Annotated in this window: 18 protein-coding genes and 3 pseudogenes; 14 read left to right on the forward strand and 7 right to left on the reverse strand. The window is 65.6% G+C overall.

Annotated elements, in window-relative coordinates:
- Window positions 1–95: 95 nt before the first annotated feature.
- Together C7W88_RS21140 and C7W88_RS21145 are read right to left on the reverse strand one after the other, a co-directional pair.
- A pseudogene (locus C7W88_RS21140) lies at window positions 96–1,449 on the reverse strand (ABC1 kinase family protein).
- A complete protein-coding gene (locus C7W88_RS21145; protein WP_118076011.1) occupies window positions 1,446–1,811 on the reverse strand; it encodes a DUF393 domain-containing protein in 366 nt (121 codons plus the stop codon). The pseudogene C7W88_RS21140 and the gene C7W88_RS21145 overlap by 4 nt, the downstream one beginning before the upstream one ends.
- A 95-nt stretch (window positions 1,812–1,906) precedes the next feature.
- Here C7W88_RS21145 and C7W88_RS21150 point away from each other — a divergent pair, with 95 nt between their 5' ends.
- The 14 genes and pseudogenes from C7W88_RS21150 to C7W88_RS21210 all read left to right on the forward strand — a co-directional run bounded on the left by C7W88_RS21150 (window position 1,907) and on the right by C7W88_RS21210 (window position 15,247).
- The gene (locus C7W88_RS21150; RefSeq protein ID WP_118075473.1) at window positions 1,907–2,794 is read left to right on the forward strand and encodes a LysR family transcriptional regulator; all 888 of its coding nucleotides are present in this window, start codon (window positions 1,907–1,909) and stop codon (window positions 2,792–2,794) included.
- A 71-nt stretch (window positions 2,795–2,865) separates the two neighbouring features.
- A complete protein-coding gene (locus C7W88_RS21155; RefSeq protein WP_118075475.1) occupies window positions 2,866–3,279 on the forward strand; it encodes an NAD(P)H-dependent oxidoreductase subunit E in 414 nt (137 codons plus the stop codon).
- Window positions 3,276–4,826 (forward strand): NADH-ubiquinone oxidoreductase-F iron-sulfur binding region domain-containing protein, encoded by a 1,551-nt coding sequence (locus tag C7W88_RS21160; protein ID WP_118075477.1) that lies wholly within the window; start codon window positions 3,276–3,278, stop codon window positions 4,824–4,826. Before C7W88_RS21155 ends, C7W88_RS21160 begins: the two co-directional genes overlap by 4 nt.
- Window positions 4,823–5,356, forward strand: coding sequence for a molybdenum cofactor guanylyltransferase (locus C7W88_RS21165; protein WP_118075479.1), 534 nt, complete (start codon window positions 4,823–4,825; stop codon window positions 5,354–5,356). Before C7W88_RS21160 ends, C7W88_RS21165 begins: the two co-directional genes overlap by 4 nt.
- Entirely contained in the window at window positions 5,346–8,237 is a 2,892-nt protein-coding gene (fdhF, locus tag C7W88_RS21170; RefSeq protein WP_118075481.1) for a formate dehydrogenase subunit alpha, read from the forward strand. The genes C7W88_RS21165 and fdhF overlap by 11 nt, the downstream gene beginning before the upstream one ends.
- A complete protein-coding gene (locus C7W88_RS21175; protein WP_118075483.1) occupies window positions 8,234–8,500 on the forward strand; it encodes a formate dehydrogenase subunit delta in 267 nt (88 codons plus the stop codon). The genes fdhF and C7W88_RS21175 overlap by 4 nt, the downstream gene beginning before the upstream one ends.
- Window positions 8,481–9,275: a formate dehydrogenase accessory sulfurtransferase FdhD gene (fdhD, locus tag C7W88_RS21180; protein ID WP_118075485.1), complete on the forward strand. Its 795-nt coding sequence runs from the start codon at window positions 8,481–8,483 to the stop codon at window positions 9,273–9,275. The genes C7W88_RS21175 and fdhD overlap by 20 nt, the downstream gene beginning before the upstream one ends.
- A gap of 290 nt (window positions 9,276–9,565) precedes the next feature.
- A pseudogene (locus C7W88_RS21185) lies at window positions 9,566–10,626 on the forward strand (amidohydrolase family protein).
- Window positions 10,626–11,063, forward strand: coding sequence for an FAD-dependent monooxygenase (locus tag C7W88_RS24495; protein ID WP_255418815.1), 438 nt, complete (start codon window positions 10,626–10,628; stop codon window positions 11,061–11,063). The pseudogene C7W88_RS21185 and the gene C7W88_RS24495 overlap by 1 nt, the downstream one beginning before the upstream one ends.
- The gene (locus C7W88_RS21190; RefSeq protein WP_255418824.1) at window positions 11,018–12,142 is read left to right on the forward strand and encodes an FAD-dependent monooxygenase; all 1,125 of its coding nucleotides are present in this window, start codon (window positions 11,018–11,020) and stop codon (window positions 12,140–12,142) included. Before C7W88_RS24495 ends, C7W88_RS21190 begins: the two co-directional genes overlap by 46 nt.
- The gene (locus C7W88_RS21195) at window positions 12,139–12,567 is read left to right on the forward strand and encodes a heme-binding protein (RefSeq protein WP_118075487.1); all 429 of its coding nucleotides are present in this window, start codon (window positions 12,139–12,141) and stop codon (window positions 12,565–12,567) included. Before C7W88_RS21190 ends, C7W88_RS21195 begins: the two co-directional genes overlap by 4 nt.
- Complete coding sequence (locus tag C7W88_RS21200) at window positions 12,564–13,466, forward strand: VOC family protein (protein ID WP_118075489.1); 903 nt, start codon at window positions 12,564–12,566, stop codon at window positions 13,464–13,466. The genes C7W88_RS21195 and C7W88_RS21200 overlap by 4 nt, the downstream gene beginning before the upstream one ends.
- 109 nt (window positions 13,467–13,575) lie before the next feature.
- Window positions 13,576–14,408: pseudogene (locus C7W88_RS21205) on the forward strand (fumarylacetoacetate hydrolase family protein).
- Window positions 14,408–15,247, forward strand: a complete 840-nt coding sequence (locus C7W88_RS21210) for an alpha/beta hydrolase (protein ID WP_118075491.1) — start codon at window positions 14,408–14,410, stop codon at window positions 15,245–15,247. The pseudogene C7W88_RS21205 and the gene C7W88_RS21210 overlap by 1 nt, the downstream one beginning before the upstream one ends.
- Here the strand turns inward: C7W88_RS21210 and C7W88_RS21215 are convergent.
- From C7W88_RS21215 to C7W88_RS21235, 5 genes are all read right to left on the reverse strand, one after another.
- A complete protein-coding gene (locus tag C7W88_RS21215; protein WP_118075493.1) occupies window positions 15,234–16,166 on the reverse strand; it encodes a rhodanese-related sulfurtransferase in 933 nt (310 codons plus the stop codon). The two genes, C7W88_RS21210 and C7W88_RS21215, sit on opposite strands and share 14 nt — an antisense overlap.
- Before the next feature lie 9 nt (window positions 16,167–16,175).
- Entirely contained in the window at window positions 16,176–16,550 is a 375-nt protein-coding gene (gene speD, locus C7W88_RS21220; protein WP_118075495.1) for an adenosylmethionine decarboxylase, read from the reverse strand.
- Window positions 16,550–18,088, reverse strand: a complete 1,539-nt coding sequence (locus C7W88_RS21225; RefSeq protein ID WP_240345011.1) for an FAD-dependent oxidoreductase — start codon at window positions 18,086–18,088, stop codon at window positions 16,550–16,552. The genes speD and C7W88_RS21225 overlap by 1 nt, the downstream gene beginning before the upstream one ends.
- 66 nt (window positions 18,089–18,154) lie before the next feature.
- Window positions 18,155–19,705 (reverse strand): polyamine aminopropyltransferase, encoded by a 1,551-nt coding sequence (locus C7W88_RS21230; protein ID WP_118075497.1) that lies wholly within the window; start codon window positions 19,703–19,705, stop codon window positions 18,155–18,157.
- Window positions 19,698–19,907, reverse strand: a complete 210-nt coding sequence (locus C7W88_RS21235; protein WP_118075499.1) for a DUF350 domain-containing protein — start codon at window positions 19,905–19,907, stop codon at window positions 19,698–19,700. Before C7W88_RS21235 ends, C7W88_RS21230 begins: the two co-directional genes overlap by 8 nt.
- Window positions 19,908–19,924: the final 17 nt, after the last annotated feature.

The raw sequence follows: 19,924 nt of genomic DNA on the forward strand, positions 1-19,924 counted from the left end.
AAGCGGGGGCCTCCGAAGCGGGGAGGGAGGTGCTTCGCTGGTGGAGATCTATCTGCATGAAAGGAAAACGGGATTTTCGCTCGCCTGTTCCGTTGCTACCCCAATGCGCGACGAAGCGTTTGCTGAGGAGGACAGTCGCCGCCGATTGCGTCTGCCACCATCTCGCGCAACGGCAACTGCGCCTTCATGCGGATGGCGAGCAGCGCTGTACCGCTGACCTTGCGCTGCACGAACAGCGTATCGACCGGGGGAACGTGCCACGAAGCGCGGTCCGCGGCGACCTTCTCGGCTTCGGCCCGCACCCGCTCGACAAACGAGCGGTCGGAGAAATCGAACAGGCCGGGCTTTCCAAGATGGCCGATCAATACGTCCAGCATCCGGTCAAAGGCTGCGCCGTGGCGGGCAAGCTGCTGATCTGAAACGAAACCGACCTCGGTCAAGGCCGCCCGCAAGGCATCGCGGTCCTCTGCCAGCCCCGCCATCAACATCCGCCGGTAGGCCTCGGTCGTGGCCCCCGGAACCTCGCGCGCGGCACCGAAGTCAAGCAGCACCAGCTTGCCGGTCTCAGGCTGCCAGCGGAAGTTGGCGAAGTTCGGATCGGTCTGCATGAAGCCGAACGCAAACAGTTCGCGCAAGGTCAGGCCGAGCAGCGCCCCCATCACCTTGTTGCGCACTTCGAGAGGCGCGGTGAGAAGGCTTTCGATCGGACGCGCTTCGATGAAGTCCATCGCCAGGACGTTGCGGCCCGAGAGGGGGCGTATGCCTGGGGACGAGAAATGCGTCCTCGCCGGCAAGCATCTTGCCATAGCGCTGCATCATCTCTGCCTCGCGGAGATAGTCCGACTCCTCGTGGAGTTGCCGCTTTGCCTCGGAGAGTTGGAGATTGATGTCGAGGCCCTGCGGTAGCAGCCCCGAGACGCGCAAAAGCGTGGCCACATTGTCCACGTCAGCGTCAATACTTGCAGCAATTCCAGGGTATTGCACCTTGATGGCCAGCACCCGGCCATCGGGCAGGACAGCCTTGTGCACCTGCCCGATCGAAGCAGCTGCAATCGGCTGCGCCCCGAAGTGCCGAAACTTCGCGCGCCAACCTGCACCCCACTCGGCGCTCAGCACGCGCTCCAACTGGGCAGGCGGCATGAAATGCGCCGAATCCCGCAATCGGGAGAGGATCTCGGTCAGTTCGCGCGGAAGCACGTCACCTGCATCGAGCGAGATCATCTGCCCCAGCTTCATCGCCGCGCCGCGCAGGCGAGAGAGCTGGTCGGCAACTCTCATGGCATTTCCGGGGGTTAGCAGCAGGTCCGAAAGCTTCGGCGCCTCGCCGCGGGCAAGCCGCCGCGCACCTTCGGCCAGCACCCCACCGGCCACGCCCCCGGCCAACTGGCCGAACGCTGCCAGCCGCGAAAGCCGCGCCGAGGGCACCTTGCGATAACGCGATCCGCTCATTTCAATAGCCTTTGCAAGCGTGGGCGGACGATCAGGAATCCGCGGTAGGTCATCTCAAGCAGGTGCAGGACGGCAGGGTTCTGCGCAATCAGGCCAAGCCAGCGCAAGCGGGGAATGGCACGCCACATCGCGGCAAAGGCCGCTGCGCCAGACAGCACGCGGTCGCCTTCGCGCGCGTGGAAGCGGGCAAGCGCGGCAGGCCGGTCGATCGGGCAGGCCGTGGCAGGATCGGCGATGTTTTCGAACGTGATGGCGCCTGCGCGGTCAAGCCGCTGCATCAATGCGATCTCGCGGGTGCAGAGCGGGCAGGCCCCGTCGTACCACACCGTGAGGCGCTGCTGCGAAGGGCGGGCGCTGTCCATCGGGTCCATATGGGGCCTGCCCGCCGATTGCGAGACCTGCCATTTGGGGAAGGCGCGCTCTTGATAGGTGCATCCTATCAACCTACCCTGCCGTGATGCACCCGCGCCAGCTCCGCTATTTCGTGACCATCGCCCGGCTGCGGCACTTTGCCAATGCCGCGCAGGAATGCGGCGTTTCACAGCCAACGCTGTCTGCCGGGCTATCCGCGCTGGAGCGCGAGGTTGGCCATCGGTTGGTCGAGCGGGACCGGCGCTTCGTGGGGCTGACGCCGCAGGGGGAGGCGATGCTGCCCTGGGCCGAACAGATTCTCGGCGCGGTGGCGGGGATGACGAGTTCGGTGGCGGCGCGTTCTGCATCGATTACCGGGCAATTTGCCCTTGCCGCCATCCCTGCGGCGCTGCCGCTTGCCGGCCAGTTCGGCGACACTCTGCTTCAGCGACATCCGGGCCTGAGCCTGTCCGTACGCTCTGCCACCTCGCGCGAGATCGAGCGCGCGCTGAACACCTTCGAGTGCGATGCGGGCCTGACTTATCTCGATCACGAAACTCCGGCCAATGTGCTGACCGTGCCGCTTCACGCAGAGCGTTACCTGTTCGTGACGCGCGCGGATGGCCCGCTCGGCGGTCTGACGGAAATCAAGTGGGAAGAGGCTTCTGTGCAACCGCTGTGCCTCCTTCACCAGGGCATGCAGTTCCGCCGCATACTCGACGCGCGCATGCTGGATCGCGGGCTGGCGATAACGCCGCGGGCGGTGGCGGACAGCTACGTCACGCTGTTTGACCTCGTCCGCTCCGGGGGCTTTTGCACCATCGTGCCCGATACTTATGCCAGCCTTCTGGCAGGGTTGCCGTGGGCATGCTGCGCCGTGCTGGACGATGGCGACATGCCACGCCGCATCGGCCTGGTCGTGGTCAATCGCGTGCCGCTCAGCCCTATGGCCAGCACGGCGCTGGCCGTTGCGCGCAGCCTTGCCGGAGTTTGATAGACGAACTCTATCAAGGTTCGACTTTTTCGATTTGACCACCGGTCTGTTTCGGACAAGATCGGAGCGCCATGGAACGACTGCCCCAGATCATCGCCGCACACGCAGGCCGGGAAGGCCCGCTGCTTCCGATTCTGCATGACGTGCAGGCCGAATACGGCCACGTTTCGGAAGAGGCGATCCGCGCCATTGCGCAGGCGCTGAACCTCAGCCGCGCTGAAGTGCAGGGCGTCGTCAGCTTCTACCACGATTTTCATGCCGAACCCGATGCGCGCCCGGTGCTGAAGCTGTGCCGGGCAGAGGCGTGCCAGGCGCGTGGCGTCGATGCGCTCGCCGCTGGTCTCGCAGAAAGCGGGCGGGTGAAGGTGGAAACGGTCTATTGCCTCGGCCTGTGCTCGGTCGGCCCCAATGCGATGGTGGGTGACAAGGTCCATGCGCGGCTCGATGCGGCCAAGCTTGGCGCGCTGGTGGAGGCGCTGGCATGACACTTGTCCGGATCAGCGACGATGCGCTGGCGCTGGCCTGCGGGGCAGACGACGTTGCGGCGGCATTCGCGGCGGCGGGCTGTACTGTCGAGCGGGTGTCATCGTGGGGAATGCACTGGTTGGAGCCTTTGGCCGAGATCGACGGACAAGGCTTTGGGCCGCTAGAGCCGGGCGATGTTGCCACTGTGCTGGCCGAAGCCTCGCCCAAGGCCATCGGCCCGATTGCAGCGCATCCCTTCATCGCCCGGCAGCAGCGCTTCACGTTCGCCCGTGCGGGCAAGACGCGGCCCCTGAGCCTTGAGGACTACGCCGCAAATGGCGGCTGGCAGGGCCTCGCCAAGGCGCGTGAGATCGGCCCTGAGGCAACCATTGCCGAAGTGACCGAATCTGGCCTGCGCGGGCGCGGCGGTGCCGGCTTCCCGGCAGGCATCAAGTGGACGACCGTGGCCAAGGCCTCCGCTGACCGCAAATACATCGTCTGCAACGCCGACGAGGGCGACAGCGCGACCTTTGCCGACCGCATGGTGATGGAGGGCGATCCGTTCATGCTGGTCGAGGGCATGGCGATTGCCGCCCACGCCGTCGGCGCGCAGAAGGGTTACGTCTACATTCGCAGCGAGTATCCGCACGCGATTGCCAAGATGGAAGCGGCAGTGCGCGCGTCGGCGCACCTCATCGCGCCGGTCGAACTGGAAGTGCGCGTCGGCGCAGGTGCCTATGTCTGTGGCGAGGAAACTTCGCTGCTGAACAGTCTTGAAGGCAAGCGCGGCGAAGTGCGCGCCAAGCCGCCACTGCCCGCATTGGAAGGCCTGTTCGGCAAGCCGACGGTGGTCAACAACGTGCTGACGCTGGCCGCCGTGCCGTGGATTCTGGCCAATGGAGCCGAGGCCTATGCGGCTGTGGGCTTCGGCCGGTCCAAGGGCACGATGCCGATCCAGATCGCGGGCAACGTGAAGCATGGCGGGCTGTTCGAAGTGGGCTTTGGCATCACCTTGGGCGAACTCGTCAACGATATTGGCGGTGGCACGGCATCGGGCCGTCCGGTGCGCGCAGTGCAGGTGGGCGGGCCGCTGGGCGCCTATCATGCGCCGTCCGATTTCCACCTGCCGTTCGATTACGAAGCCTTTGCCGCCGCCGATGGCCTGATCGGCCACGCCGGGATCACCGTGTTCGATGATACGGCTGACATGAGCCGCCAGGCGCGCTTCGCCATGGAATTCTGCGCGGCGGAATCGTGCGGGAAATGCACGCCCTGCCGCATTGGCTCCACGCGCGGCGTGGAACTGATTGACCGCATCCGCGCCCGCAAGAATGCTGACTTTGGCCGCGCGCCCGACAGGGTCGAGGCGCTGCCGCAGATGCATAACGCCCGCAAGGTGGAACGTTCGCTGGCGGACGAGATCGTGCTGCTCGAAGACCTGTGCGAGACGATGAAGTTTGGTTCGCTCTGCGCGCTGGGCGGTTTCACGCCTTATCCGGTGCTTTCGGCGCTGCGCAACTTCCCCGAGGATTTCGGCGCCGCTCCGGCAAAGGAAGCGGCCGAGTGATCTTGGGCGCCGTCCTTGCCGGAGGCCGCTCCACCCGCTTCGGCAGCGACAAGGCGCTGGCCGAACTGGGCGGGCGCACGCTGCTAGCGCGGGCGGTGGATGCGCTGGCTTCGCAATGCGATGCGGTGGTCGTGGTGGGGCGAGAGGAAGCGCCCGCGCCCACCCTGCCAGACTGGCCGCGCGCTGACATGGGCCCACTGGGCGGAATTGCCGCTGCACTCCACCATGCGCGCGATGCGGGTTACGATGAAGTGCTGACCTGTTCGGTTGACAGCTTTGGCTTGGGCGAAGGTCTGGCCGCCCAGTTGCAGCCGGCGCCCTCCTATTGCGAAAGCCAGCCAGTGATCGGGCTGTGGCCTGCCAGCGCCTCGGCTACGCTCGATGCGCTGCTGACCAGCGATGCCCGTCATTCGATGCGCGCTTTTGCCGAACTGGTCGGCGCGCGGGCGGTGCGCCTTTCCGAAAATCCTGCTAATATCAATACACCGGCGGATCTGATGGCCGCCGAGGAGCAATCCCATGGGTTATGAACGCCAGGCCGACTTTGGCACCCCGGAAGTCCGCAGCGACACGGAAGTGACCTGCTTCATTGACGGACGCGAAGTAACGGTGCCCTCCGGCACGACTGTAATGCGCGCTGCGGCTCTGACCGGCGGTTCCATCCCGAAGCTCTGCGCCACCGACAATCTCAAGCAGTTCGGATCGTGCCGCCTGTGCCTTGTCGAGGTTGACGGGATGCGCGGCACGCCTGCAAGCTGCACCACCCCGGTCGCCGAAGGGATGAAGGTCCATACCCAGACCCCGCGCCTGCAGAAGCTGCGCAAGGGAGTGATGGAGCTTTACATCTCCGATCACCCGCTCGATTGCCTGACCTGCAGCGCGAACAACGATTGCGAACTGCAGGATCAGGCCGCCGCCGTGGGCCTGCGCGATGTGCGCTATGGCTATGAGGGTGAGAACCATCTCGGCGCGATGCCCGACATATCGAACCCCTATTTCGATTTCGACCCGTCCAAGTGCATCGTCTGCTCGCGCTGCGTGCGCGCCTGCGACGAGGTGCAGGGCACGCTGGCGCTGACGATCGACGGGCGCGGGTTTGACAGCAAGGTTTCGGCGGGCCTTGCCTCGGACAGCTTCCTGTCGTCCGAATGCGTTTCCTGCGGTGCCTGCGTGCAGGCCTGCCCGACGGCGACCCTGCAGGAAAAGGCGGTCAAGGAAATCGGCAAGCCCGAGCGCGCTGTCGTGACCACATGCGCCTATTGCGGCGTTGGCTGCACTTTCCGCGCCGAAATGCGTGGCGAACAGCTGGTGCGCATGGTGCCGTGGAAGGATGGCAAGGCCAATCGCGGCCATTCCTGCGTCAAGGGCCGCTTCGCCTGGGGCTATGCCCAGCATCAGGAACGCATCCTCTCGCCGATGATCCGCGAGACCATCGATCAGCCCTGGCGCGAGGTTTCGTGGGAAGAGGCGCTGACCTATGCGGCGGGCCAGATCAACCGCATCCGTGAGACTTACGGCCGCAACGCGCTGGGTGGCATCACTTCCAGCCGCTGCACCAACGAGGAGACGTTCCTCGTCCAGAAGCTGATCCGGGCGGGCTTCGGCACGAACAACGTCGATACCTGCGCGCGCGTCTGCCATTCGCCCACCGGCTATGGCCTCAAGACCACGTTCGGCACTTCGGCGGGTACGCAGGACTTCGACAGCGTCGAGGACAGCGACGTGATCCTCGTGATCGGCGCGAACCCGACCGACGGGCACCCGGTCTTCGCCAGCCGGATGAAGCGCCGTTTGCGTCAGGGTGCCAAGCTGATCGTGATCGACCCGCGCCGCACCGATCTGGTGCGCAGCCCCCATATCGCGGCGGACTACCATCTGGCGCTGCGCCCCGGCACGAACGTGGCCATCCTCACCGCGATTGCCCACGTGATCGTCACCGAGGGCCTCGCCAACGAAGCGTTCATCCGTGAACGCTGCGATTGGGACGAATACCAGCACTGGGCAGAATTCGTTTCGGCAGGGCGCAACAGCCCCGAATTCCTCTCTCCGGTGATCGGCGTGGACGCCGAGGCCATTCGCGGTGCGGCGCGGCTGTTTGCCACGGGCGGCCCCGGTTGGGCTTCAGCCCAGAGAAACAAGCCCAATGCCGCGATCTACTACGGCCTCGGCGTGACCGAACACAGCCAGGGCTCCTCGACCGTCATGGCCATTGCCAACCTTGCCATGGCGACCGGCAACATCGGCCGTCGCGGCGTCGGCGTGAACCCCTTGCGCGGGCAGAACAACGTGCAGGGCGCTTGCGACATGGGCTCCTTCCCGCACGAGCTGTCCGGCTATCGCCACGTTTCGGACAAGGCAACGCGCGACCTGTTCGAGGCGGAATGGGGCGTGAAGATCGATCCCGAACCGGGCCTGCGCATCCCCAACATGCTTGACGCCGCAACCGACGGGCAGTTCAAGGCGATCTACATCCAGGGCGAGGACATCCTGCAGTCCGATCCCGACACCAAGCATGTCGCGGCGGGCCTTGCCGCGATGGAATGCGTGATCGTCCACGACCTGTTCCTCAACGAGACCGCGAATTACGCCCACGTTTTCCTGCCGGGATCGACGTTCCTTGAGAAGAACGGCACTTTCACCAATGCCGAGCGCCGCATCCAGCCGGTGCGCAAGGTGATGGAGCCGCTCAACGGATATGAAGACTGGCAGGTCACGCAGGAACTGGCCCGCGCCATCGGGCTGGACTGGAACTACACGCATCCGTCCGAGATCATGGACGAGATCGCACGGCTTACGCCGACCTTTACGGGCGTGAACTACAAGCGATTGGATGCCGAAGGTTCGCTGCAGTGGCCGGTGAACGACAAGGCGCCAGATGGCTCGCCGATCATGCACATCGATGGGTTCGTGCGCGGCAAGGGGAAGTTCGTCGTCACCGACTATGTGCCGACCGACGAGCGCACCGGCCCGCGCTTCCCGTTGCTGCTGACGACGGGGCGCATCCTCAGCCAGTACAACGTCGGCGCGCAAACCCGGCGGACGGCGAACACCGTGTGGCACCCGGAGGACGTTCTGGAAATTCACCCGACCGACGCCGACAACCGTGGCCTCAAGTCTGGCGACTGGGTGAAGCTGGCAAGCCGGTCTGGCGAGACGACCTTGCGCGCGCTAGTGACGGATCGCGTGGCCCCGGGCGTGGTCTACACCACGTTCCACCACCCGGCGACGCAAGCAAACGTGGTCACCACCGACTACTCCGACTGGGCGACCAACTGCCCGGAATACAAGGTCACCGCAGTGCAGATTACGCCTTCCAACGGCCCGACCGACTGGCAGGAAGACTATGAGGCGCAAGCCTCGCGCTCGCGCCGGATCGTGGGCCAGGACAGCGCGATGGAGCCAGCCGAATGACCGCGCATACGGCAGAAAAGCTGGCCTACATGGCCAACCAGATCGCGCGCAACCTGGTGCATGACGACAAGCCCGTGGCGGCAGTGGCCGACCATATCGTTTCGTTCTGGACACCGCGCATGATCGATACGCTTATCGCCCAAGGCTCTGCCGGGCTCGATCGGGTGGCGGCCGAGGCTCTGGTGCAGCTGGCAGAGGGGCGCGTTCCGGCGCCGCAGACCCGCGCCACCGATCCGGAAGTCCATGGCTCCGATGCCGGTTGACGGCACAAGGATCTTCTCGTTCCGGGAAGAGTTCGCAGATGGCCGGGGCTCACGCACGCTTGACAGAGCGCTGATCGAAGAGGCGCCGGTCGCGTTGGAAATCAACGGCGTAGGCTATGCCGTGATGATGGCAACTCCGGTCGATCTTGAAGACTACGCCCTCGGTTTCTGCCTGTCGGAACAGTTGATCGCTTCCCCGCGCGAGTTCGTTTCGGCTCAGGCTGCGCGCGTTGATGCCGGCGGATGGATGCTGCGCGTGCAGCTTGCCGCGGAAGGCGCGGCTCCGCTGCTCGAACGCGCGCGGTTGCGGCTTTCCGAGGGAAGCTGCGGGCTTTGCGGGATCGAGAGCCTCGAGCAGGTCATGAGGCCGCTGCAGCCGGTGGCGGCGCGGACCGAGGTTGGGGCAGATGCGATCTTCCGCGCAGCCGCCCGGATGCGTGACCATCAGGCGCTCGGCCGCGCAACGGGCGCAGCACATGCGGCAGCGCTGTGTGATGCAGAAGGCACGATCCACCTGGTGCGCGAGGATGTCGGTCGGCATAATGCCTTCGACAAGCTGATCGGCGCAGCGGCTCGCAAGGGCCTGGCAATGGCCGACCATTTCGTGCTGCTCACCGCGCGCTGCAGTTTCGAACTGGTGCAGAAGGCGATCATCGCGGGAGTCCCATTGCTCGCGACGATCTCGGCAGCGTCCACGCTGGCTTGCGAACAGGCGGCAAGTCATGGGCTCCGTCTGGTCAGCCTCGTCCGGGATGACAGTCTGCTCGAGTTGTGATTGGCCTTGGCGGCCCCGTTCCATAGGCTCTGACTATCCAAATATTGCATATCAGTACTTTTCCGGCCCATAGCGAGAGCTAGGTCATCCCGGTGAACGGGAGAAATGGGATGGCGGGTGCTATGGCCGTGATGATCAGGAACGTCCGGGTTTTTGACGGTGAGGCGCTGCTTGACGGCGCAAAGTCGGTGCTCGTGCGCGATGGCAGGATCGCCGCCGTAATGGCTGCAGGCGAGGAGACTCCTCTCGACGAACCCACCACCGTGATCGACGGCGCGGGCGGTGTGTTGATGCCTGGGCTGGTTGAGGCGCATGCGCATTTGACGTGGGGGTCTTCGGTGGAGAAGATCTATCACCAGTTCATCCTGCCGGAGGACGAGTTGAAGGTGGCGGCGTGGCGCAATGCGCGGGTGCTGCTCGACCATGGCTTTACCAGCGCCTATTCGGCAGGCGCGCTGGGGGATGGCATCGAGGTTGCGCTGGCGCGGGCAATCGATGCTGGCGAGACGCCGGGGCCGCGGCTCGTGCCTTCGACGCTGGAGCGCAGCCCGGAAGGGGCCGAGGGCGTCGACACCGGTGACGTGTTCAACGGGCGCGGGGCCGAGGCGATCCGCAAGTTCGTGGCCTATTGCAAGGAGCAGGGCATCGGCTCGCTCAAGCTGGTGGTCTCGGGCGAGGATGCCCTGAAGCCCGGTTCGGCCGGCGACGTGCTCTATACCGACGAGGAGATGGAAGCGGCAGGCGAAGCGGCGCGCGAGGCCGGCCTGTGGATCGCCACCCATGCCTATTATCCAAGGCGATCGAGCTGGCGCTGAAGGCCGGGGCGCGGATCATCTACCACGCTTCTTACGCCGACGAGGCGGCAGCCGACGCGATGATCGCGGCCAGGGACACGACGTTCTACGCACCATCGCCGGGCGTTTCGATCGCCGCGCTGGAAGCCACGCCGCCGCCGCACATCGACATGAGCCACATGAAGAAAAGCGCGGCCGAGCGGATGGCGCTGGAAGCCAAGCTGGTGCCCGCCTTGAAGGCCCGGGGCATGCGCATCCTGATCGGTGGCGACTATGGCTTTCCGTTCAATCCCAATGGCCGCAATGCGCGCGACCTGCAGATCTTCGTCGATCACTTCGGCTACACCCCGGCCGAGGCGCTGCACGCAGCAACCGCGCTGGGCGGCGAACTGATGGACCTCGAGGTGGGCCGGGTGAAGCAGGGCTGGCTGGCCGATCTGCTGCTGGTCGATGGCGATCCGACGCAGGACGTCTCGATCCTGCAGGACAAGGACAAGCTCGTCATGATCATGAAGGGCGGCGCGCTCTACAAGGCGCCTGCCGAGGTTGCCGCCTGATGTCGACGATGTTTGACGTTGCCGTGATCGGTTGCGGCCCGGTGGGGGCGATGGCGGCCAACCTGCTGGGCAGGCAGGGCCTGTCGGTGGTCGTGCTCGAGAAGGAGACCGAGCACTATCCGCTGCCCCGCGCGGTCCATCTCGATCACGAGATGATGCGCCTGTTCCAGAGCGCCGGAGTGATCGACCGGGTCGAGCCGGACATGGTCGCGACCGATGGTCACCTGCACGTCGGTGCCGACCACGGCGTGATCCGCTACATGGGCACGGTCGGCAAGCCGCGCCCGTTCGGTTGGGCCAACGACTACTTCTTCTACCAGCCCGAGTTCGAGGCGCACCTGCGCGCGGCCTTTGCCGACAACGGCCGCATCGGGGCAGCATCGGTCTGCTGCTGGGCGCCGAGTTCACCTCGCTCTCGCAAGGCGATGACGGCGTGACGGTGACCTACGCGCAGGATGGCGCGCAGCGCAGCCTGACCGCGCGCTGGATGATTGCTGCCGATGGCTCGCGCAGCTCGGTGCGCAAGGCGCTGGGCGTGAAGCTCGACGATCTCGGCTTCGAGGAGCCGTGGCTGGTGGTCGATGCCGAAGTGGAAGGGCCGGTGACCTTCCCGGACCTGACCGGCGTGCCCGAGGGCGCGGACCTGCAGCGCCTCTCGGTGATGATGTGCGATCCCAATCGTCCGGCAACGGTGGTCCCGGGCCGCCGCAACCATCGCCGCTGGGAGTTCATGCTCCTGCCGCACGAAGACGATGCCGAGATGATGCGCGAGGAGAATGTCGCGGCACTGGTCGGCGCCTGGATGAAAGATGTGCCGCACAAGGTCGTGCGCGCCGCCACCTATCGCTTCCACGGGCTGGTGGCCGAGCAGTGGCAGGTGGGCCGCGTGTTCCTGGCCGGCGATGCCGCGCACCAGACCCCGCCGTTCTTCGGACAGGGCATGTGCCACGGCCTGCGCGATGTGGCCAACCTTGCCTGGAAGATGGCGGCGATCGTCAACGATGGCGCGGACGAGGCCATCCTGACGACCTACCAGCCCGAGCGCGACCCGCACGTGCGCGGCGTTATCGGCGCGGCAGTGGCGGCAGGGCGCTATATCTGCGAACTCGATCCGGCCCGGGCGGCGCAGCGCGATGCCAGCATCCGCGCGCAATCGGCGCAGAAGGCAGGCGAGACCGCGGCAGACCTGATTCCGGCGATCTCGACCGGCTTCGTGGCGCGGGGCACGCCTGCCGCAGGCCAGCGCTTCATCCAGCCGATTCTCACAGACGGGCGCAAGCTCGACGATCTCGTCGGCCAGGGCTGGCGCCTGTTCGTGCGCGACGGCGGCACGGACGGCGCTGTCATGGCCAGCGATCTGCCCGACAACGGCGCGGTGCTGAACTGGCTGGTGGACCGCAATGTCGATGCCGTGCTGGTTCGCCCCGATCACTATGTGTTCGGCACCGGCGCTGCGGCAGACCTGCTGGCCTTGCGCGATGCGATGCTGCGCCAGAAGCAGGAGATTGCGGCATGAGCCTGACGCTCAACGCAGCCCAGACCATCGTCACCGCCGCACTGGCAGAGGCGCGCTCGCGCAGTGCCAGGCCGCTTGCGGTGATCGTGCTCGATGCCGGCGGCCATCCGGTGGCCTTCGCGCGCGAGGACGGGGCCAGCCTGTTCCGCCATGACATCGCCCGCGCCAAGGCGATGGGCGCGCTCGGCATGGGCGATGATACCCGTGTCCTGGCTGAACGCGCCAAAGGCAATCCCGCCTTCTTCCAGAGCGTCAGCGTGGCCGTCGGCGGCAACATCGCCTTCTCGCCCGGCGGCGTGCTGATCCGCACAGGCGGCGCGATCATTGGTGCCGTGGGCATCAGCGGCGATACCGGCGAGTGTGACGAGGACTGCGCGCTTGCAGGCCTCAAGGCTGCCGGATGCGATCAGGAGAACGCCAAGTGAAGTTGCGCAGCATCGAAATTGCCCTGCCCGATCCCGCGGCCGCCGCGGCGTGGATGGTCGACGTCTGGGGGCTCTACCCCGCCGAAGTTCGGGGGCAGACGCACTACCTGCGCGGCACCGGCACGATGCCCTACCTCGTCGCGTTCGAGCAATCGGATGCCGAGTTCGTGCGCTCGACCACCTTCACCTGCTCGCAAGACGAACTCGCCGCGATCAAGGCCCGCGTGACCGACAAGGGCTGGGCGGCAAGGCCGGTCACCTCGGCCGATCCCGGCGAAGGTGCAGGCCTGCTCGTCGAACTGCCCGAAGGCACGATCCTGCGCTTCCTGGCAGGATCGGGCGAGGTCGCGCCCATCGAAGGCTTCTCCAAGGCCAGCAAGCGCGTCTCGCCGGTCAAGCTGACGCATGTGGTGTTCAACTCTGCCGATGCCGAACTCCTGGGCCATGCGGTGGAGGACGTGCTCGACTTCCGCGTCTCGGACCGGACAAAGGGCATGGTCTTCGTGCGCTGCAACGACAGCCACCACTCCACCGCCTTTGCCCGCGCCGGCTTTGCCAGCCTCAACCACGTCGCCTTCGAGATGGACGATCTCGATGCGGTGATGCGCGGCATTGGCTGGATGCGCGACAACGGCTTTGCCCCCGCATGGGGCCCGGGCCGCCACGGGCCGGGCGACAATGTCTATGCCTATTACATCGCTCCGTTCGGCCCGGTGATCGAATATTCGACCGCGGTGGAAAAGGTCCCGGCAGACTATCGCACCGGCGAGCCGGACGACTGGACCTGGCCCGAGAGCCGCATCGACCAGTGGGGCATCTCCGACAAGGACTTCGCCGGCTTGCGCGTGGCCGAGGAACGCTTCCGCTGCCGCCGCGACTGGCAACCTGAACCACTTTGAACGCAGCACCTTGAACATCGACAGACGAGGTTTCGTCGGCGGCGCGGCCGCCCTTGCGCTGGCAGGATCGGCGGTGCAGGCACAAGGCGTCCTCAGGGGAGACAAGACCATGGCCCGTTACATCAGCTTCCGCCGTCCTGACGGCACCCCCAGCTTCGGCCGCCTCGAGGGCGAGACCGTGCACGATCTCGGGCCACAGGGCGCCGCCGCATGGCTCAAGGACGCCGTGGCCGGTGATCTGTCCGCGCTTGCCGCAACCGCGACCCATGCCCGCGCCGACGTGCGCCTGCTGCCGCTGATCCCCAACCCCACCAAGATCCTCTGCGTCGGGCTCAACTATGCCACCCACGTCGCCGAGACCGGGCGCGACCAGAAGGAATACCCGGCGATCTTCACCCGCTGGGCCGACAGCCTGATCGCCGATGGCGAACCGCTGGTGCGCCCGCCGGAATCCACCCGCTTCGACTATGAGGGCGAGCTTGCCGTGGTCATCGGCAAGGGCGGCCGCCGCATCCCGCGCGAAAAGGCGCTGGAACATGTCGCCGGGTACTCGGTGTTCAACGATGGTTCGGTGCGCGACTGGCAGCGCCACAACATCCAGTTCACGCCGGGCAAGAACTTCCCCGGCACCGGCGCCTTCGGCCCGGCCCTCGTCACGCCCGACGACCTGCCCGATCTTGGCGACCAGCGCGTGCAGACCCGCATCAACGGCCAGCTCGTCCAGGACCAGCCCGTCTCCGACATGATCTGGGACGTCGCCTTCGTGATCGCATACTGCTCCACCTTCACCACCCTCGAACCCGGCGACGTCATCGCCTCCGGCACCCCGGCGGCGTCGGCGACAAACGCAACCCACCCCTCTACATGAAAGCAGGCGACATCGCCGAAATCTCCATCGGCAAAGTCGGCAAACTCACCAACCCCGTGATTGACGAAGCTTGATGTCGGCTTCCGATGCCATTGCCGCGATGGGCAGCGCGCTCGGCCCGCAAGTGCTCGAAGCCTGCGGCGCGCTGTTCGATGCCGAGCAGCGCGAGCTTGCCGCGCGCGTGCCCGTCCTGACCGCCGATTGTGCTTACGGGCCACACGATCGGCACCGCCTCGATCTTTATCGTACGGTCGCCGATCGCGACCTTCCGGTCGTCCTGTTCGTCCACGGGGGCGGGTTCCGGCTTGGCGACAAGGGCGATGCAGGTTCGTGGCAGAACGCCGCCGTGGCCCGGACGATGGCCGAAGCCGGGTTCCTTGGCGCGGCGATGAATTATCGGCTTCTGCCCGATGCGCGCTGGCCGCAAGGGGGCGAGGACGTGGTCGCGGCGGTCGAGTGGCTTCGCGACAACGCGAGCGATCATGGCGGCGACCCGGCGCGGATCGTGGTCGTGGGCACATCCGCGGGTGCCGTGCACATCGCCACCGCGCTGAAACGACGGCCCGACTTGCCGGTTGCCGGAGTGGTGCTGCTCTCGGGCCTGTATGGTTACACCCTGCTCGATGCCAAGGACGAGCCGTATTATGGTCCGAACGAGGACTACGACGCGAAAATGCCGCGCGAGGCCGTGGCTTCGACCGGCATTCCCTTGTTCGTTTGCTGTGCGCAGTACGATCCTCCACGCTTCCAGGCCGAATTTCTTGGCCTTATGGCAGAGCGTCTCGAACGGCATGGCGTTATGCCGAACGGAATGATCCTGTCCGGCCACAATCACTATTCCATGGCCATGCACATCGGAACGGCGGACCGCCGCCTGACCGACGAAATCGTGGCGTTCGTCAGGTCCGTGTAGCGCCGATGTGGCTTGTGCCGCGGGCCCGCGCGAGCTTCTCCTGACGATCGCGCTCGCGGGCCGAAGCGCGCTGTTCCTCGGTGCGCTCATCGTAGCAGCCCGCGCAGGAAACGCCGTCCTCGTAGAGCGGTGAGGCACGGCCTTCCTCGTCAACGGGGCGGCGGCAGGCGCGGCAAAGCACGTGGCTGCCTAGTGCGAGGCCATGGCCCACGGTCACGCGCTCATCGAACACGAAACATTCGCCGCGCCACAGGCTTTCCTCTTCGGGCACTTCCTCGAGGTACTTCAGGATGCCGCCCTTGAGGTGATAGACCTGATCGATGCCTTCGGCCTTGAGAAAGGCGGTGGACTTTTCGCAACGGATGCCGCCGGTGCAGAACATCGCGACCTTGGGGGTCTTGCCTTCTCCCAAAAGCTTCTCGCGTTCTCGCCGGAACCAGCCGGGAAATTCACGGAAGGTGGCAGTCCGGGGATCGATGGCGCGTTCGAACGTGCCGGCTGCCACTTCGTAATCGTTGCGGGTATCGATCACGATCGTTTCGGGGTCGGCAATCAGCGCATTCCAGTCCTGCGGCGAAACATAGGTGCCAACGCTGGCGCGCGGATCGATGCCCTCGACGCCCATCGTCACGATCTCGCGCTTGATGCGCACTTTCATGCGATAGAACGGCATGCCAGATGCATGGGAGTACTTGACGTCGGTATCGGCGCAGTCTGGCTGGGCGCGGATGAAATCAACAACGTGCGCAATGCCATCGGCGCTACCGGCGATCGTGCCGTTGATGCCTTCGTGGGCGACCAGCAGCGTACCCTTGATGCCTTGCGCCTTGCAGGTGCCTTCAAGCGCATCGCGCAAGGCGGCAGGGTCCGCGATTGGCGTGAACCGATAAAGTGCTGCGACGGTGACCGACGATTCCATGCCGCGCCCTTAGGGCAAGCGGCAGGGTTTGTCAGTCCCGAGACGCTGCAAGGCATGCTGCCGCGTGATCCTGCCGCCGAGCATGGAGGCGATCACCGCCAAGCCAGCCGCCGCATCGGCGTTTTCGCCACAGACAAACAGATCGACGGCCGCGACGCCGATCTCCGGCCAAGTGTGGATCGATATGTGCGATTCCGCCAGCATGGCGACCGCGGTCAACCCCATCGCTTCACCGAAATGATGCAGATGCACCCCGACGACATGGGCCTTGGCCACGCTCGCGGCCATGCGCAGCACCTGTTCGACATGCGCGGCATCATCGAGCCTGTGGCATTCATCCAGATCGGCGATGAGGTGGACACTCGTGCCCGGGAGATGGGCCATCAGGCAAGACTTTCAAACGGATGCGCGAGATGGGCCAAGGCGCTCTCGGCGGCAGTCACACCGCGATAATGCGCTTCCTCGAACAGCGAAAGGCCCGAGAGATCGGAGTGGGCAAGCCAGACCGGGGGCGAACCTTGCGCGGCGGCGGTCCTGGCAGGATCGGAGAGAAAGCCGGGCACGGGCCGCACCATGGCATGGCCCCAGCGCCATACGTCGATCCGCTCGATCGCGCCCAGAAGATCGGGGTTCATCGCCAGCAGATCATCCTGCACCATCCGCTGCCAGGCGGCCAAGCTGCGCGTCATCAGGATCTTGCGCGCCTGCTGCGGCGTTTCGCGGCTGAGCGGGAGATACCAGGTCAAAACCGTGGGACCGCCGTCCGCCGAGGAGGTCTGGTGCGTGGCGACAACATAGCCGAGGCTTTCGCTCGCTGCCGAGACATTGTCCCACGCCAGCGGTGCGCCCTTGCCACGCGGCGGGCGGCTGACCGTGACATTCGCCACGACCCACGGTGCATAGCTGAACCGGCCCATGGCAGCGTGCTGCGGCGCTACCCTTTGGGCAACGAAGTGGGGCATGGCGAGGATGGCGGCGCGGGCGCGAACAAGGTTGGTCACATTGGCACGATGATCGAAGACATGGGCCATCACCGCTGATCCGGCTGCTTCGACCCGGACCACCGACCGCGCTGTTCGCAAACTGGAGGTAATCCGGTCGGCCATCGCCCGGACCAGCCGGCCATTGCCCTCGGGCCAGGTCAGTTCGCGATCACCATCATTCCCGGCGGCCCAGCCGCGACGCCCGGCGAAATAGTGGATGCCCGCCCAGGCTGAAACATGCTCGGGCTCCGAGCCGTAATCATCCCTGCAGCAATAGCGCAAGTGAGCGCGCAACGGGGCAGAGGTATAGCTCTGCGCGTCGAGCCACTGCGCGAAGCTTTGCTGGTCGAGCGAGCGGTACCGCTCATCCGTGCTCGAGACCGCCATGGGCGATGCAAACGCGGGCCTGCCATCGCCGCCGATGGCATCGCGAAACTCGGTCATGGCCGAGGTGAAGCGCGCTTGCTGAACCTTGTCGTCATTCGATAGCCCAGTCTGGGGGACAAGGCTTTCCTGCCACTTGCCGCGCCACAGCAATCGCTCCTCAAGGTCTGCGCAAAGCTGGAGCGGATCATAGACCGGCGCGCCGTTTGCCTCGCCCGTTATCATGCCGAAGCCTTTCAGCATGTGTCGCAGCGCGCGGGCCTCGCGGTTGGGCACGGGCAGATAATGCGCGCCCAGCGGATAGGCGCTGGTGGCGTTGCTGCCCGATCTTCCGTTGCCGCCGGGCGCGTCTTCCAGTTCAAACAGGGCAAAGCGGGTGAAGCCGGCCTCGGCCAGGCGCCAGCCGGCGGCAAGGCCGGCAACGCCGCCGCCCGCAATCAGGATGTCGATCTCCTCGACGGGGCCTGATGGCGCCGGAAACCTGCCTTCCCGGATGAGGTGGCCCCGCTGCCAGTCAGCGCCGGAGAGGGTACCGGGCAGGGGGTATCGCCGCACCCTCCTAGCAGCGCCGTCGCCCCCGCTCCTGCCGCAGCGCCAGCAAGCACTTGCCGCCGGGTCGGCTCAGCCTTCATAGCGGCCCCACTCTTCGGCGAAGCTGCGCACAAGCGCCTGATTGTCGAGCCGGTTTACCGGGGCAGGGCGACGCGCCATATCGGGCGGGAAATCGAACATCGCCCGTTCACTGGCCGCTGTGAGGAAGCGCAGGTTCGTCGGCAAGCGCACCACATCCAATGAAGCGGCATGGGCGGCCATGGTGAAGCCCCATTCGCCAAAGCTCGGCACGTAGGCATGATAGCCGCGCACATTAAGCCCCGCGGCCTCGAGCGTGCTGGCCACGGTCCAGTACGAGCGCGGGGCAATCAGCGGCGAAGTGCTCTGCACGGTCATCACGCCTTCGGGGGCGAGCAGGCGGGCAACCTCGCGATAGAATGTCTCGGTATAGAGTTTGCCCAGCGAAAACTCAGTGGGATCGGGAAAGTCGACGATGATCGCGTCGAACTGGCGCTGTTGTTCGCGCACCCAGCGAAAGGCATCGGCATTGACCATCGTGAGCCGAGGAGAGGCCAGCGACCCGGCATTGAGCTGCGCCAGTTGTGGCGTATCGCGGAACAGGCGGGTCATCTCGGGATCGAGATCGACCAGCGTAACGTGGCCAACGCGGCCATCGCGCAGCACCTCACGCGCGGCAAGGCCATCGCCGCCACCGAGAATCAGCACTTGGCGGGGCGTGGCAACCCTGCCCAGAACCGGCCACACGAGTGCTTCGTGATAACGATATTCGTCGCGCGTGGAGAACTGCAAGTTGCCGTTGAGATAGAGCCGCAAGTCACCGCTTTGGCGCGTCAGCACGATCCGCTGGTAAGGTGTCGAGCGGGCATAGACCACCGGTTCGTTGTAGAACGCAACTTCGCTCCACCGTTGCAACCGATCGGCAAAGGCAAGGCCGCAGACCAGCGAGGCGGCGACCAGCAGCGCCACCGCCATGTCGCGCCCGATACGCTCCTGCCGGCGCAGGGCGATCAGCAAGGCAATGGCAACCGCGACGTTGGCAAGGCCGAAAACGAAACCTGTCCGTATCATGCCCAGCCTGGGAACCAGCACCAGCGGGAACAACAGCGAGGCGATCAGCGCGCCGACATAGTCATAAGTCAGCACGTTGGAGACAAGTTCTCGGAAGGCGAACCGGTGCCGGAGGATGCGGATCAGCAGCGGAATCTCCAGCCCGACCAACACGCCGATGGCCATCACCAGTGCATAGAGCGCAACCCGGAAGTCTCCCACCAGCGGGAACAGCAGGAACAGACCGGCAGCCGACCATCCGCCCAGCGCCGCAATGAGGATCTCCACCCGGACGAACACCGCCATCTCGCCCGAACGCACATGGCGCGAGAGCCAGCTGCCAACGCCCATCGCAAACAGGTACGTCCCGATGACAGTGGAGAATTGGGTGACACTGTCGCCGAGCAGATAGCTTGCAAGCGTACCTGCCAGCAGTTCGTAGATCAGGCCGCAGGTGGCAACGACCAAGACCGAAACCAGCAGGATGACCGCAAGCGAGGCCGGAGCTGCATCCTGCCCGGCATCCCCTTGGGCAAGCGGTGCTTCATCCATGCACGGCGGCGGCGATGATGTTGGATATGCCGATGGCGACCGCTCCGGCAAGTAGTGCAACGGCCATGTTCTTGCGCTCGATGATCTCGCGCCACAGCTCGCCCGGAGTCAGCTTGTCGACCAGCACGAAGCTGACAATGAAGATGACGATACCGAGGCCGGCATAGAGCATCGTGGCAAGGAAGGTGTTCGCGGTGAGCATGGCAGGCTCCTTTCAGG

This window comes from Novosphingobium sp. THN1, from assembly GCF_003454795.1.
Taxonomy (GTDB): Bacteria; Pseudomonadota; Alphaproteobacteria; order Sphingomonadales; family Sphingomonadaceae; genus Novosphingobium.